The 15,778-nt window shown below is 48.3% G+C and carries 10 protein-coding genes; 1 reads left to right on the forward strand and 9 read right to left on the reverse strand.

The genetic code is table 11. The features are described from left to right. Positions 1–64 precede the first annotated feature (64 nt). The 7 genes from G395_RS0123075 to G395_RS0123105 form a co-directional block, all read right to left on the reverse strand. Positions 65–1,930 carry a RagB/SusD family nutrient uptake outer membrane protein gene (locus G395_RS0123075; RefSeq protein ID WP_026632234.1) on the reverse strand — a complete coding sequence of 622 codons (1,866 nt, stop codon included), beginning with the start codon at positions 1,928–1,930 and terminating at the stop codon, positions 65–67. 14 nt (positions 1,931–1,944) lie between these two features. Continuing rightward, positions 1,945–5,112: a SusC/RagA family TonB-linked outer membrane protein gene (locus G395_RS30075; RefSeq protein ID WP_051350320.1), complete on the reverse strand. Its 3,168-nt coding sequence runs from the start codon at positions 5,110–5,112 to the stop codon at positions 1,945–1,947. Positions 5,113–5,426: 314 nt separating this feature from the next. Continuing rightward, positions 5,427–6,158 carry a GntR family transcriptional regulator gene (locus G395_RS0123085; protein WP_026632235.1) on the reverse strand — a complete coding sequence of 244 codons (732 nt, stop codon included), beginning with the start codon at positions 6,156–6,158 and terminating at the stop codon, positions 5,427–5,429. Between the two features lie 67 nt (positions 6,159–6,225). Next, the gene (locus G395_RS0123090; protein WP_026632236.1) at positions 6,226–7,977 is read right to left on the reverse strand and encodes a class I mannose-6-phosphate isomerase; all 1,752 of its coding nucleotides are present in this window, start codon (positions 7,975–7,977) and stop codon (positions 6,226–6,228) included. Next, on the reverse strand, positions 7,958–8,917 hold the full coding sequence (locus tag G395_RS0123095; RefSeq protein WP_026632237.1) for an ROK family protein: 960 nt from the start codon (positions 8,915–8,917) through the stop codon (positions 7,958–7,960). Before G395_RS0123095 ends, G395_RS0123090 begins: the two co-directional genes overlap by 20 nt. Positions 8,918–8,961: 44 nt before the next feature. Continuing rightward, a complete protein-coding gene (locus G395_RS0123100) occupies positions 8,962–10,332 on the reverse strand; it encodes a sugar porter family MFS transporter (RefSeq protein ID WP_084439787.1) in 1,371 nt (456 codons plus the stop codon). A 2-nt stretch (positions 10,333–10,334) separates the two neighbouring features. Next, positions 10,335–11,552 (reverse strand): DUF5005 domain-containing protein, encoded by a 1,218-nt coding sequence (locus G395_RS0123105; RefSeq protein WP_026632239.1) that lies wholly within the window; start codon positions 11,550–11,552, stop codon positions 10,335–10,337. Positions 11,553–11,733: 181 nt separating this feature from the next. Here G395_RS0123105 and G395_RS0123110 point away from each other — a divergent pair, with 181 nt between their 5' ends. Further along, on the forward strand, positions 11,734–14,118 hold the full coding sequence (locus G395_RS0123110; RefSeq protein ID WP_262485403.1) for a GH92 family glycosyl hydrolase: 2,385 nt from the start codon (positions 11,734–11,736) through the stop codon (positions 14,116–14,118). Between the two features lie 18 nt (positions 14,119–14,136). Here the strand turns inward: G395_RS0123110 and G395_RS0123115 are convergent, their stop codons facing one another. Next, positions 14,137–15,165 (reverse strand): LLM class flavin-dependent oxidoreductase, encoded by a 1,029-nt coding sequence (locus G395_RS0123115; RefSeq protein ID WP_026632241.1) that lies wholly within the window; start codon positions 15,163–15,165, stop codon positions 14,137–14,139. Positions 15,166–15,270: 105 nt separating this feature from the next. Next, positions 15,271–15,729, reverse strand: coding sequence for a nuclear transport factor 2 family protein (locus G395_RS0123120; protein WP_026632242.1), 459 nt, complete (start codon positions 15,727–15,729; stop codon positions 15,271–15,273). Positions 15,730–15,778: the final 49 nt, after the last annotated feature.

Consider the following 15,778-nt stretch of genomic DNA (forward strand, 5'->3'; position numbering starts at 1 on the left):
GCAATGCCCGGCCATTGATAAAGTACATGAAACGATTTATCTAACCTAACTAAAAGGTAGATGATCAGTAACCAGGGTTTTGTTTGAGCGCCCCGTTGCTTTTTCTGATCTCGGTGTTTGGAATCGGAAACAGATAGTAATGATCCCCTTTCCATGGTTTTCTAACCTCAGCTTCGGGGATGACACCATAAGTGTAGGTAAGCTTTCCGAGCGCATCACCGGGCTTGGCCCCGGTCCAGTCCATGGTTACTTTGGTCAGTCCGCGTACGGCAATGTCCACATGCCCGGGCGCCGCCTTCCAGCGCATCAGGTCAAAAAAGCGCGAATCTTCCAGATGCAGCTCGATGGCCCTTTCGTTGCGGTAATCCCTGACAAGTGCAGCTCCCGTGCTTTTGATATCGGGCATGTTCACAGAGGATCTTTTGCGGACCTTGTTGATGTACTCTCTGGCCATGGCCTCATTTCCCAAAGCCATTTGTATTTCGGCATAGTTCAGATAAAACTCGGTTATGCGCATAAATACGATGACCTGGTTGTAATCATTATCATAGCTTGCCCGCGGCCCTGCAAAGTCATCCGTTTTTTTGAATGTATAACCTGTCTGCACGCGCCAGTGGAAGGGAGTAAGCCCTTTCACCCAATAGGTTTTCGAATCCCTGCCAAAGTCAAAAAGGTTCTGGCCATTTTTGGGATCCACCTTATTGGGGTTAATGTAGGGAGCTGCATTGTCGGGGTTGGGATTGGCATCTTCCCAATATTCATAGGTGCGCACCGTGCTCTTTGATCCATCGATAATGTTAAGCGGACCTGCTCCCGGATAAATGACGGCGTCATAGAAACGCGGGTCGCGGTTCTTTTCGGGCTTTTGAGGATCATACCCTGAGGCTGGATTCACGGTCACGCCGTCAGCAAGATAAGGATATTCACCATTTTTGAGCTGAAACATATTGACAAAATTCTGGGTCGGAACCAGCCGCTGCTGGGCGTCAAAGCCACTGGGCCAGTAATCATAATTGTAGCCCCAGCCTGGTATCCTGGTTGCGGGTGTAAATGATTTGCCAAAGATCGTCTCGTCGGTTTTCAATGGTTTTTTAAAAAGCTCGGCATACTGCGGGTGCAAGGTAAAACCCAGATCAAGGACGGCTTTGGTGGCAGCCTCGGCGGCCTTCCATTTGGCCAGGTCTTTGGTTGGGTTATTCAGCGGGCTGGCCAGGTACAAAACTACCCTTGCCTTGAAGGCCAGGGCTGCGGCCTTGCTGACTTTCCCTGTATTTACCGGCAGGCCATCCAGAAAACCAATGGCAAGATCTGTTTCACTGAGTATAAACTGGGCGCATTCCTCAAAGGTATTTCTGGGCACATCAAAGGTCTCTGAATTCAGCTGAAAGCTGTTTGTAATGATGGGCACACCGCCAAATGTCCGCATAAGCTCAAAATACATCCAGGCGCGCAGAAAATGCACTTCTCCTTTCATGGGCGCCAGCTTGTCTTCGGCGATGGCAGAGCTTTCTATATTTTCAAAAAACACATTCGCCTTCCGGATGAAGCCATACTCATAGTCCCAGAGCGGGATAGGCACGGGCTGTTCCTTGGCAACCGAAAGCAGATCATTTACATTGTCGGGTGTCAAATTGCCTTCCAGATAATTGCGGATACCGGCTGAGCGCTCGTGGGTTTCGGGCTGATTGACGGCAATATCTGTCAGGGCGTCGAAGCCTCCGGTACCCGGGGCCCAGGGCGGCTTGATGCCATTATAAATGTTGTAAACATAGTTTTGCAAAAACACAGCATCATTGAAAACCGCTTCATCGGATATGGCATCAAGCGGCTTTTTGTCCAGAACATTACAGGAGGTTGCCGTTGCAATGATGCCGATAAATGAGATACTCAGCGCCCTTTTTACCAATCTATTTTTAATGAAATATTTCATAGGTCGTTCTCAGATTAAAAAGTAAGATTAACTCCGAAGCTCAGCGTTTTCATGTTGGGATAAGCACCGCCGTTCCCGCTCAGGAACTCAGGATCACCATTACCGTATTTTTTGAGTGAATTAAATACCATAAAGATGTTGTCGCCCGAAACATACACCCGCAATGCTGCGATCCTGACTTTTGAAAGCAGGCTTTTGGGAAGCGTGTAGCCCAGCTGAACATTCTTCATGCGCATCCAGGTTGCGGCGCGGTAATAAAAGTCGCTGTCTGAACCTGCAAAGCCTGTGGGGGAGATCATGGGAAGTGCTGCGTTTACATTCGTTAATGTATAGCTGTTCAGGGCCACATACTCCAAACCATTACCACCCGCGCCCGAGTTGAATGCATTACTCATGCGGAACTTTGCACCGCTTTGCCCTTGCATGAGCATGGCCAGGTCAAAATTCTTGTAATTCATCCCAATACTCAAGCCATACTGCGTACTCGGAAAAACAGTGGTGACATCTGCGCCAGTAACCGGATCCTTTGCCGTGTTATTGGTTGTATTAAACATATACTGGTCATTGCTGTCTATGATCTTGTCCCCATTCAGATCGGCGAAAATCAAACCCCCCAATGATGCTCCGGGATAATTAACATTGTTATCCAGGTCCTGCTGGGTGCGGTATATGCCGATGGATTTGTACACCAGCCTGGATCCGAAAGGCTCACCTTCCAGCTTTTGATACTCCTCTGCCTGGGGCGTTTCGTCGAAGTAAATGATCTTGTTTTTGTTATAAGAAAAGTTTCCGTTGACCCGCACGGTAAGATCTGAGAAATTGTGCCGGTAACCTGCCTGAAGCTCGATACCCTGGCTGTTCATTTTACCAATGTTTTCATCGGGCAAAAGCAGCCCGGTATAACTCGGAATCGAGGCCTGTCTTTTTCCCAGAATGTTTGACGTTTTGTTCTGGAAAAGGTCCAGCTCGAAGGTCAGGCGGTTATTGAGGAAAGCTGCCTCCAGACCAATGTCCGTTTTCTCGCTCACTTCCCAGGTAATGTTGGGATTAGGCGTGGATTGCACGGCGATACCGCGCGCGTCTACGCCATTTACAACCCATCCGTCGGTATACCCGTAAGCGGCAATGTATTGGAAAGGATCCACCCGGTCGTTACCCAGCTTTCCCCATGAAGCTCTTAGTTTCAAAATACTAAGTACATTTTTTGGAATAAATGCCTCGTTACTGATCACCCAGCCTGCTGAAACCTGCGGAAAAAACCCAAAACGTTTGTCCTTTGGAAAGATAGGCGAACCATCGTAGCGGGCGCTGAAGCCGAACAGATATTTTTGCTTAAAATCATAGCTTAACCGTCCGAAAAAATTCTGGCGGGCCGACTCCGTAGCAGAACCATCGTTGTTCCAGTTCAGTCGGTTGGTAGTGCCGGCAAATAGCTGATCGATCAGCGGGGAATCGTAACCAAGGCGCTGGGCAAAAAAGGTGTTATCATCATAAGTCATCTGCTCATAAGCCACGAAAGCTGAAAGTTTGTGATCCTGTGCAAACGTCCTGTTGTAATTGAGCTTCACATTTCCGGTGGTGCGCAGGCTTTGTCTGAAATCTTCGCGCAAGCCAATGTCCTCTACGGATCTGGACTGCTTTTCTACAATGTTGCCGTCCGGATCCTTTTCAAAATAAGGCCAGATGTAATTAAACTGCTTATCGTATCCCACAGTTTTAACAACAGACAAATAACCATCGATGCTGAATCCTTCCAGAAAGGACATATTGTACTTGAAGCGGACTGTTCCGCTGGCTACATCGGTTTTGTATTTACGGTAACCTGGGCTCAGCAGGCGGGCGGCGGGGTTCAGATGCGACCATCCTTCTCCCGGATAACGGTAATCGCCTCCTATATAGGCTTCCTGCAAAGGGCTGGTGGTGGCCAGAGAGCCTACTTCCCCGCCCGGGCCGCCCTGAGGCGTTTGCGTTGCTTTTTCACGGATCGACAGGTCCAGGCCTACTTCGAGGTCTTTGGTCACGGTCACATCTACATTGCTTCTTACATTATATTGCCTGAGCTTGGATTTGTTGTCGCCCCGAAGGATTCCACCCTGGCTGGCTGTACCCAGCGAGACAAAATACCGCACCTTATCCGTTCCGCCGCGCATAGTCAGCGAGTATCTGGTCTGCCTGACGGGCGGACCGATCAATGCCTTCCACCAGTCCTCAGGCCTTCTTGTTCCGTTCCGGAATGATTCTACCAGAGCGTCAGGAAAGTCGGCCGGTGTTCCTTCCAGTGCCCTGCGGTCATTGAGGGCCTGCATATATTGGAATGCATCAGCTGATTTGACCTTCATAGTCGGCGACTGCCAGGACTGCGTTGTGGAAAAATCAAACGCGGGTTTGCCTGTCACGCCTCTCTTGGTGGTGACCAGGATAACGCCGCCCGCAGATTGCGCCCCATATATTGCCGCCGAAGCATCTTTGAGCACCGAAATAGACTCTATATCATTGGGATCAAGCCTGTTCAAACCGTCGGGATCTGCATTGGCAACGCCGTCGATTACGATCAGGGCGGAGGTGTTGCGGTAAGTACTGGCGCCCCTGACCAGGATCTGGGCGTCGTCAAAACCCGGGGCAGCGCTCCTTTGCGTCACATAAACGCCCGCCATCCTTCCGGCCAGCGAGTTGGACAGCGATGCTGCGCTGGATTTTTTGATCTCCGCACCCGTCGTTTGCACGACGGCATTGGTAAGCTCGGATCTTTTCTGGGTTCCGTAACCCACAACCACTACATCGCTCAGCTCCTGGGAGGAAACCTCCATTTTCATGTCCAGAACGGCCTGCGATCCTGCCGTTAACTCTTTGGTAATGTAGCCAATGTAGGAAAATACCAGTACGCTGCCAGCGCCTTTTACCAGGATCGAGTACTTTCCATTTGCATCTGAAACCACACCATTGGTAGTTCCTTTTTCCAGCACGTTTACCCCTGGTATGCCCGCATTGTTTTCGTCGGTAACCGTTCCGGTAATGGTCTGTTCTGCCGCAGGGCGGGCCCCTTTGACATTTTTAATGGAGCCCGAGGCCTTGTGCAGGGGAATAGCGGCCTGGACGGCAGAAGCCAGAAAGATTCCCAGCGCCAAGCCCAGACAGGTGCTCAACGATCTCCGCCCGTTTTTTGCAAGTAGTTTTGGTTTCATAAAAGCAGTTAGTGGTTAAATGGCTTTTTTCCCACGAAGTGAGGATTTAGGATTTAATCAGTACGCAAAGCACTCTATCTCAATACATTTTACATATGTACAAACATATAAACATATTTTTGAAAAACAAGGACTCCTAATATATTTTAAAGAAATAATGACATTTATAGAGAAATGCGAAAGAGCCGTTGATAGGAAGATAATCGCGCAAGCTGCCACTACATTCGGGCGAGATACTTATATAGGCAAAGACGGCGCAGGCAATAGCCTAACGATTAGCTGTAAACGCAGCGCAATTATATTTGAATGCTATATTATTCCCGTACGCTTTCGACGGTGTAGACAAAACTGTCGGCGCGGTAATAGCCCAGGTTGTATTCAATGGGCCTGTCGCCCTGATCAAAAACAAAACGTTTCCTGAACAAAATGGGGCTTCCTACCTCCACTTCCAGTTTTGCGGCAATAAATTTATCGGCAGCAATGGCGCCAACTTCTTCCTTGGAAAGCGTGGCTACAACCAAATGGTCTTTTTCTAGAATGTCGTAAAGTGGCCGCTTGAAATCTTCCTCTCCTGTCAGGCCCACCCGGGGATGGAAATAGGAAATGAAGTAAACAAAAGGCCCTTCGACTTTACCCCTGAGCCGTTCGAGTTTCAGGATCTTTTTGGAAGGATCTATGTCAAAAAAATTGGCCGTTTTCTCATCGGCCGTAACCCAGGTAACATGCAGCTCAAAATTTTTGACATTAATCCCCCTGGCATTCATTTCCTGGGTAAAGCTCAGCCAGTTCTTTGATTTTGAACTGATTACGGGCTCTGCTACTTTGGTGCCAATTCCTTTTTTTCTGATCAGCAATCCCTCGTACACCAATTTGTTGAGCGCCTGACGTAGCGTAGACCTGGATATAGCCAACTGCTTGGCCAGCTCCACCTCGTTGGGAAGGAATTTACCATTTAAATGCTCGGGATCATTGATCATCGTCCGCAGCAGGTTTTCTGCCTGAATATGTAATGGAACCGGGCTTTTATGATCTATGCTAAATTTCATGGTCGACAAATTGAGTAGAGAATCACAAAAATAGCGAATTCAGATTCCTTTCAAGCAACCAGACCCGCTAAGTTCTCACGTATGCTTTCAGCGTGGCGCATTGGGTTCCTGCCGCATTGCCCGCTGGCGTAATGGTGTAAACAGCCACACTAGCCGGCACTATAAAGGTTTCAGCATAATGGATCACGTAAGGCTCAAACAGATTATCCGGACTTTCCACAAGCACCTGGCTGCCTTCCACCAGATTGACCACATTCAGGGACCCGTTGGTATAATGCGTTACTTTTGAATCAAACCAATGCCTCCGGGTCTCAATGAACTGCGTTTCATGCAGGCCGGTCGATTCCTCTTTGAGATGACCATTGAGCGAAATGCTGGTAATGTTATTCACCAAATGCTCCTTAACCCAATCCTCATCCCTGCTGTAATCGATCACATTTTTGCCGTGCTCGATGTTGATCGGCCGCGGCTTGCCATCCATGCCCAGGCGCCCCCAATCCCACAATTTGAAAGTGAAAATGTAGGGTGTGGCCGAAATTTCCAGCACCACAGCATTTTTGCCAGAGCAGTGGATCGTTCCCGCAGGAATCAGAATGTGGTCGTGCTTTTTTACAGGCAGTTTGTTGACATATTTCTCCGCGTCAAAATCAGTCATTTCTTTCTGGGCTTTTTCCAGGTCGGCGATCATGGCTGCCGCATCTACATTATTACGTGTTCCCAGGTATACGCATGCGCCCTGGTCTGCTTCCAGGAAATAATAACTTTCATCCTGGGTATAGCTCATGCCGAAATGCTCCTGGATATAGGCCCGCGTGGGATGCACCTGCAAGCTTAGATTACCGCCCTGCATGGTGTCCAGAAAATCAAAGCGGATCGGAAATTCGGCTCCAAACTCCTTATAGACCGCCTGCCCAAGCAGCTGCTGCGGCCGGGTGAGAACCAGGTTGATCGAGGGAAGCTCGAAGATATGCTCACCAATCTTAAAAAGCAGACTGTTCTCTTCGGGAACGCAGTCAAAACCCCAGGCATAGTTAATTTCATCACGGTCCAGATCGGCGACTTCTTTGAGCCATTGTCCGCCCCACGGGCCTGGATCAAAGAAAGGCACCACCCGGAAGGGCCGCGCGACGGTCTGATCCAAACCGCTGCGGTATAGTTCAGCGCCAAGCATTTTAGGGTCGCCGGCCATGTTGGCATCAATGAAATAGTCGATCTGATCAAAAAAAGCGAGCTTATGCTTGTCAAAAACCCGCCAGTCCAGAAAATAACCCTGTTTGTATTTTGCTGCAAAGCTCTCATCAAGATTATTAACTCCAAAATTGCCTACCTGTCCGCGCTTCATTCTCTTCTGGATTTCCCAGCGCGCCAGGTCTGCGTAAATTAAAATGTCCGCATCAGCAAACAGCGCCGCTCCTTCTCCGAAAACCACCACTGTGCCTGAGGCTACCTCTCGAATCTGGTCTTTTTGTTTTTCCAGCTTAGGCCTATCAAAAAAGTCGTGGATTTGAAGATTATTTATTTTACCAAAAATAGCATCATCGGTTACATATGGAAACACCATTTGCTGGATCTGAGCTGCATCTTTGAGAAAAGCATTTGTTTGGATAACTGTGGCTGTTGGCAGATGCGTCTTTATGGCATCCAGCATTTCCGCTGCGTCCACGCCATGATACACGTCCATGCAGATCACGGTTTTGCTTTGGCCTTTCAGCTCAGCGAGCCGCATTATTTCATCAAAAATGTGCTGCCAGCCAGCAAAACACAGCTCCGAGGATTCACTAATTTCTACGTATGGATACTTATCGTAATTCGATTGCATTATCAGTAATTTTTTGTTTCAATAATTCATATACACCCAATATCCCCGCATGTTCAGGGTGCGCAGCCACAACCAGATCCACATCGGTAGAGCTGATCCAGCTGTGCTTATCGAGCATTTGTTTGATGTAGGGCAAAATAATGTGACTGCTTTTGATGATCCCCCCGCCAAAAATAACTTTCTCGGGATCATAGGCATGGATTAGGTTAATTACGCATAACGACCAGACTTTCAGGCAGCGCTCCTGCAATGTTATGGCCAGCGCGTCGCCCTGAGCTGCCAGATCAAACAAGTTTTTAAAATCAATGATCTGTAATTCAGCCAGTTTGCTAGAAGCAAAATCGGCAGATGCTTTTGCAAGCTGGGTCAGTGCCCAGGTGGAGCTTTCAGTTTCCACGCAGCCCACATTGCCGCAGTTGCAGATGCTTCCCTCGAAGTTGATGGTGGAATGTCCTCCCAGGTTGCCGCCTATAAAGTTCTTTCCCCGCAGCGGAGCGCCGTTGACCAGGGCGCCTGTGCCCACACCGGTTCCCAGCGTTACCAGCACCAGATCGGTGCTCGTCATGCCTGCGCCATGTTTCCATTCCCCTATGAGGGCGGCCCTGGCATCATTTTCAACGGCTATGGGAACGCCAAAATTCGCTTTCGCCCACGCTTGCAGATCTACATTTTCAGCGCCCGGATATTTTACATATTTGGATAAAATCCTGCCTGTATAAAAATTGACAATGCCTGGAAAGGCAAAACCGATCCCTATCAGCCTGTATGCGCCTTGCGATAGCAAATGCTTCATTTCCAATGCAATATCAGTGAGCCTTTGCTCAAAGCTCCGCTCAGAAGCCGCTTCAATGTTGGCATCGGCAATGATCTGCCCCTGAAAAACAATCCCTAATTTGATGCGGGTACCGCCAAAATCAACTCCTATAAAAATGTCTTTCATTTCAGGTTCTGCAATAGCCTTTTCCCAGATTATTCTTTGTTCTCCTACCAGCTTCTTTCAATTTCTTCCAGGGTCCTGTTTTTGGTTTCCGGGATTTTTTTAAGTGTAAAAATCCAGATAATGACTGCGTTCACCATGAAAATCCAGAATGTAACCGCCCCGCCGAATGTTCCTAAAAAATAGGGCGTAAGCTGCGTGATGGCCACAACACCAATCCATAATATCAATGTAGCCAGCGACATAGCAATCCCCCTGATCTTAGTGGGGAATATCTCAGACATCAGCACCCAGGGAATGGGCCCCAGCGATACAGCAAAACTGGCAATGTAGCCCAGGATAAATATAAGCACCCAAGGTCCTTTGTCGAAATGAAAATAAAAGCAGATTCCTGTTGCAAAGAGGCAGATTATCATGCCGGCCACACCCCAGATCAGAAGACTTCGCCTGCCGGCCCGATCGATAAGCCAGATGGCCACCAATGTAAAAAGCAAATTGACTACGCCGATAATGATGGTTTGTGTAAAAGCCGATTCGGCGCCAAAACCAATGCTTTTGAATATTTCGGGTGCATAATAAATGACTGCATTGATGCCGGTAATCTGTGAAAAAAGTGCCAGCACAATTCCGATCAAAAGTGGTTTACGAAGCTTTGGGTCCAATAAATCGCTTAGCCTGCCTTTTTCGTCGCGCAGACTTTCGGAGATCTCTGTAAATATCTGCTGGGCAACGGCTTTACCGTTGATCTTTTCGAGGATCTTCTTAGCGGCTTCATCTTTGGCCTGCGCTGCCAGCCACCGCGGACTTTCGGGCACAAAGAACAATAATATAAAGAACACCACGGCCGGAATCACCTCCGAGCCCAGCATATACCGCCAGCCGTATTCAATGTTCCAGGCCTGGTCACCTGCCTGGCTTATTTTCAGATTAATGACGTAGATGATGTTAATTCCCAGCACGATGGCAAGCTGGTAAAGCGTCACCAAACGGCCTCGCAGGCGCGAAGGAGCAATCTCAGAAATGTACATGGGGCACAGCATGGAAGCTGCCCCTACCCCAATGCCCCCAAGCAGCCGCATGATAATAAAGCTCGTCAGATCATTGACGACGGCTGAGCCGTAGGCGGGCAGCGCAAAAAGAACCGCTGTGGCTATCAGAACGGCCTTGCGGCCATAACGGTCGCTGAGATAACCTGCCGACATGGCTCCCAGCACACAACCCCATATGGCACTGCTGGCAGCCCAGCCCACCATCAGCGGAGACAAATTAAACTTGACTTGCAGGTAACCAATCGCCCCGGCGATCACGGCCGTATCATAGCCAAAAAGAAAGCCTCCGAATGCAGCAACGCTGGTAATGAGCATGATGTAGGGCAGCCGGTTTTTAGCTGGTAATGTATCGGTCTCTTCGCTTATCATACTCAATGGTTTGTTTGGGAAGATTGTTGGCTGAACTTAACCTTTACAAACCGCGGGCGATACAGGTTAGGTTTTCTTGTGATGACCTCAAAAAATTTAAAACTATTCACATTATAGGAAATCAGCAGCTCACCCGTCCCTGACAATGCCGGGTGAGCTTTGGCATTATAAGTAAACAAATCCGGGTCCTGGATATCATTCGTGGTTTTATAAAGCACAATCCTGGGGCCAAACGGGCCTACTGGCGTGGGGCCGAGCTGCATGCAAATCTGGGGAAAAATACTGCCCAGCTGATAAACCAAGGCGTATTTGCCTTTGGCCAGCCGGCTTACGCTCATTTCATTGGAGACTGAATCGCTTAATGCTTTCACAGACTTGACATCCTTAGACCAGCCCTGGCCATTCCAAAACTCCCATTCGCTGAAGGAATCGATCCGTCCGGGCTTGACCCGGGCTGAAACGAGTTGCTTACTTTTGCCTTTTATCCCATAAACATATGCAAAACCATCCGGCTCGGCCTCTCCCGCAGACGCACTGTTGTTAAAAATGCCTGCTCCAAAAGATATGGTCTCTCCCTCACTTTTGTAATCATTGAATGGCAGCGGTTTTTGCTGCTGGTTGGCATAAGGGAAAGGACTTCCGGCTGGCACGCGGATCAATACATTACCCGTTTCTTTGAATGGAAAAGGCGATTTGTCGTGCGTATTGGTGATTTGATAAGCAAAAATAAAAAGGTCTTTACCAGCATCGGGATTCACAAACCCATCGCCTAGCCAAAAGTAGGTGTCTTTGTCTGGCTTGTTTGTTTTGGGGCTGAAAATGGCTTTATAGGTCCCGTTTTCGCTGGCTATTTTGAATGCCATCTTGGAGGAATCAGCCGATTTAGCTTCTAATAGCGACACGGAGTTATTGACCATGACAAAGCCCGGCTGCAAGGAATCTCCCTGAATTTCTCCCACCATTGTATCACTGAACAGAAACAGCAGACTGTCATTTTTCTCATTATCGCGGCCCGAAAGCGGAATAGCAAAGATCCCGTCACCGCCGAACCATCCTGATTTTCTAAGGAACATGTTGGTCCACTCCGAATCGGGTTCTGCCGTAAATTCCTTTTCATTGATATAGACCTCATCCTCATCTTGCTCCTTTGGCCCGCCACAGGAGGATAGTGCCGTCAGCAGAATCAGAATGCTAGAAATAAAGAAGGGTTGCAGTTTCATTTGTTTGCGATAAATGTCAATGCTAAACAATATGTTCGTATGTATGAACATTTAAATGTATAGAAATTATGGTGAAACAACAATAGTTTAAGTAAATTTTGCCTGAATCTGTGATCAGCATGTTGACACATTGAAAAATACAAACAAAAGATCATAAGTTTATAAACAAGATCCAAAAGCGATTACTAAATCTACCTTTATGAAAGCCAAATTCCGTGTTGCCATTGCCTGGCTGTTGTTCTTATCAGCATATGATCCTGCTAAGGCGCAAAGTTTTCTTAAATATGTCGATCCAAACATTGGTACTGCACATAGCCGCTGGTTTTTTTATACACCTGCTGCGGTTCCTTACGGCATGGCTAAGCTTGCTCCTTCTACAAACGGGCATTATGGCAACCCGTCGGGATGGGAAGCCGTTGGCTATGATACGCGCCAGAATTCGATAGAAGGTTTTGTGCATTTTCATGAGTGGCAGGTAGGCGGTGTAAGCTATATGCCGGCGACTGGGCCGCTGAAAACCAAGCCGGGCGATCTGGATTCTGCCCATACCGGTTACCGTTCCGGCTTTGACCGAAAAAGCCAGGTGGCCCAGCCCGGTTACTACAAGGTTTTACTGGAAGATTATAACATTACCGCTGAGCTCACGGCCACCAAAAGGGTTGGTTTCCAGCGCTATACATTCCCAGAGCACAAGCAATCCCACATTATCCTTGATATCGGAAACAAGCAGGGTGAAAGCGACATTGTAACTGATGCCCGCATTAAAATGCTGGATGATACGCACTTTGAAGGCTACGTGATCACCTATCCCAAATACGTGAAAATATATGATCCCAAGGGAAAAATTGCCATGTTCCTTTATGGTGAGCTTAGCAAAAAGCCAGCCTCCGTTACAGCTTTCACTGCTGATAAGGTAACAGCAAACCAGCGTAGCTCGGCAGGAAAGGGTGCAGGCCTGGCACTTCACTATCAGACAAAAAATAAGGAAATCATTGAAGTGAAAACCGGCCTGTCCTACACCTCTATTGAGAACGCAAAACAAAATTTTCTTGCTGAGGCAAAGGGCTTGTCCTTTGAGAAGGCCAAAGCGCAAGCCCAGACCGTCTGGCAGCAGCAGTTGGGGAAAATTGCAGTTGAAGACGGCGATGAGCAAAACAAAATCAAATTTTACACCGGCCTTTATCACGCCTTACTGGGAAGGGGCATTGCCAGCGATGTCAACGGCGCCTACCCCATGCACGGCGGAAAGACGGGGCAGCTTCCTGTACAAAACAGTAAGAACCTTCCCTACGAATTGATCAACACAGATGCTATATGGGGCGCCTTTTGGAACATTACCCAGCTGTGGGCCCTATCCTACCCGGAATGGTATGGCAGCTTTGTCAATACACATTTGCAGATTTTCAAGGATAAAGGCTGGTTTGGTGATGGCATTGCCAACAGTGAATTCGTATCGGGCGTAGGCACTAACTTTGTGGGGCTAGCCATTGCAGGAGCTTATAACGCAGGTATCCGCAACTACGATGTAGCATTTGCCTATAATGCAATCAAGGCAAACGAGCTAAACTATAAAAACCGGCCGGTAGGCTCTGGTAAGCTGGACACCAAAGCCTTTACAGCGCATGGCTACGTGCCTTTTTTAGAGCGGACAGGACAGGATTTTATCACCGATTCCACGGGGTCTAATTTTTCAGGATCACATACTCTGGAATACAGTTTCAGCGCATTTGCCGCCGCGCAAATGGCCAAGGCATTAGGTAAGACCCAGGATTATAGTCAGCTCATTAAACTATCAAACGGCTGGCGGCATATTTTCAACCCGCAAAACAAACTGATGCAGCCCAAGAAGATAGATGGCACTTTTATAGGCAGGTTTGATCCTTATCAGCCATGGCGCGGCTTTCAGGAAGGAAACTCGGTACAATACACATTCTATGTTCCGCATAACCCGGCCGGCCTCATTGATGCCATTGGCAAAGACAACTTCAATAGCAGGCTCGACAGCATCTTTACTGTTTCTGAAAAACTGGGTTTTGGCGGCGGTAAAACCATTGATGCATTTGCCGGTGTAAATTCCATTTATAACCATGGAAACCAGCCAAACCTGCATACCAGCTGGTTATTTAATTTTTCCGGAAAACCGTGGTTGACCCAAAAATGGACCCGGGCCATCGGGCGCGAATTTTACGGAACCGAGCCCATACATGGCTATGGTTACGGCCAGGACGAGGACCAGGGCCAGCTTGGATCCTGGTATGTAATGAATGCACTGGGACTCTTTGATGTGAAGGGCTTCACTGATCTAAGGCCGGTGATAGAACTGGGCAGTCCCCTATTTGATAGGGTTACCATCACTTTGGGCAACGGTAAAACCCTTGTGATTGAAACAAAAAATAACGGCAAGGATCAGGTGTATGTCCAATCGGCAACATTCAACGGAGCGGCTCTGGATAACTGCTGGCTGTATCGTGATGAGCTAATGAAAGGCGGCACCCTCAGCTTTGTCATGGGCGATAAGCCCAACAAGCAATGGGGAACAAAGACGCCGCCTCCATCAGAACAGTAGATTACCCGGCAGTTATAATCATGCTGAATGCGCTGCTAATACCTGATTCTGCACGCCTTTCAGGATCTCATAGCTGTGGATACGCGCATCAGGATCATAGATGTGGCTGGTAACCATCAGCTCGTCGAGCTGCGTATGCCGCTGGAAATAAGCCAGATCTGCGCCAATTTTCTTCTGGGCACCGATAAAGGTGTATTTCATCATTTGTCTAACGGCCGCTTCTTCGTAATCTCCCCAAAGTCCGTCCATGCTTTCCACGGGTGGTTGCAAAGGCCGGCGTCGGCCCGTAATAATGCCCGTAGCCAGCTGAAAGAAAGAGGTAGCAATCCGCTCCGCCTCCTGATTGGTGTCTGCGGCAATCACGTTTACGCAGGCCATTACATATGGCTGGGCAAGATATTGAGAGGGCCTGAAATTGCGGCGGTAAAGCTCTATGGCCGTCAGGAAATGGGTCGGAGCAAAATGGCTTGCAAATGCGTAGGGTAATCCCAGGTGGGCAGCCAGCTGCGCACTATCGGTACTCGAACCCAGTATCCAGATGGGTATGTCTGCCCCTTCACCGGGAATAGCACGCACTTTGGCGTTTTTATTGTCCGGCGAAAAATAGTTCTGCAATGCAATCACATCATCGGGGAAATCCTGAGCGGATTCCATGTAGTTGCGCCTGAGCGCGCGGGCAGTAACCTGGTCGGTTCCGGGCGCGCGTCCGAGTCCCAAATCTATACGCCCCGGATAAAGCGAGGCAAGCGTGCCAAACTGCTCGGCCACGACCAGCGGGGCATGATTAGGCAACATTATACCGCCGCTGCCTACACGAATTTTCTTTGTGCCACCGGCAATGTAACCGATCAAAACCGAGGTTGCCGAGCTGGCAACACTTTCCATATTATGATGCTCGGCAAGCCAGTACCGGTTATAGCCCAGCTCTTCGACACGCTGTGCGAGCCGGAGGCTGTTTTTAAATGTTATGGATGCATTATTCCCTTCGGTGATCGGTGCAAGATCAAGAATGGAAAAAGGTATATCTTCAATAAGTTTGTCTGCCATATCTGTTTTTACTAACAATAAGAATACTGTTAGTAAAAAACATTTAGCTGGCCACAGAGTTCCCTCTTACCGATCATTGCTCAAATAAACAGGCGAGCTTCTGAGCTACTCGGTAAAATTGTCGTAGTAGGTAAAATCCTGTGTAATCTTGCCGTCTACTATTGTAAAAATGGTGCAGATGGGCATGGTGAATTTTGACTTATCAGGAGCGGTGCCCATCGAGATGAACTCGACGATCATGTGCTTATCGCCGGAAGGATAAATGTTGACAAGACTATCGCGAACATCCGGGATCATTTGCTGCAACTCGCCATACTTCTTGATGATCTGCTCGTGGGACTGTTTGACAATACCCTCACCCAGCGATGGATCTTTAAATTCTGCCGTATCTGAATACATGGCTGCCATCTCTTTCCAATTGTGCTGATTGAACTTCTCAAAGTAGTCTTTGAGAAGTTTTTCATTGTCAGAACTGGCAGTTACCGGGCTATCCTGATCCGCTTTTCTGGACTGGCAGGATGCAAAGATTAATAGGCTTACAATTAAAATGTGGAGGGTTTTCATTGGTTTCTGGCGGCTCATAGTCGTTAAAGAACAAATAAGAGCCAAAATA

The sequence above is a fragment of the Dyadobacter alkalitolerans DSM 23607 genome (genome assembly GCF_000428845.1).
GTDB classification, from domain to species: domain Bacteria; phylum Bacteroidota; class Bacteroidia; order Cytophagales; family Spirosomataceae; genus Dyadobacter; species Dyadobacter alkalitolerans.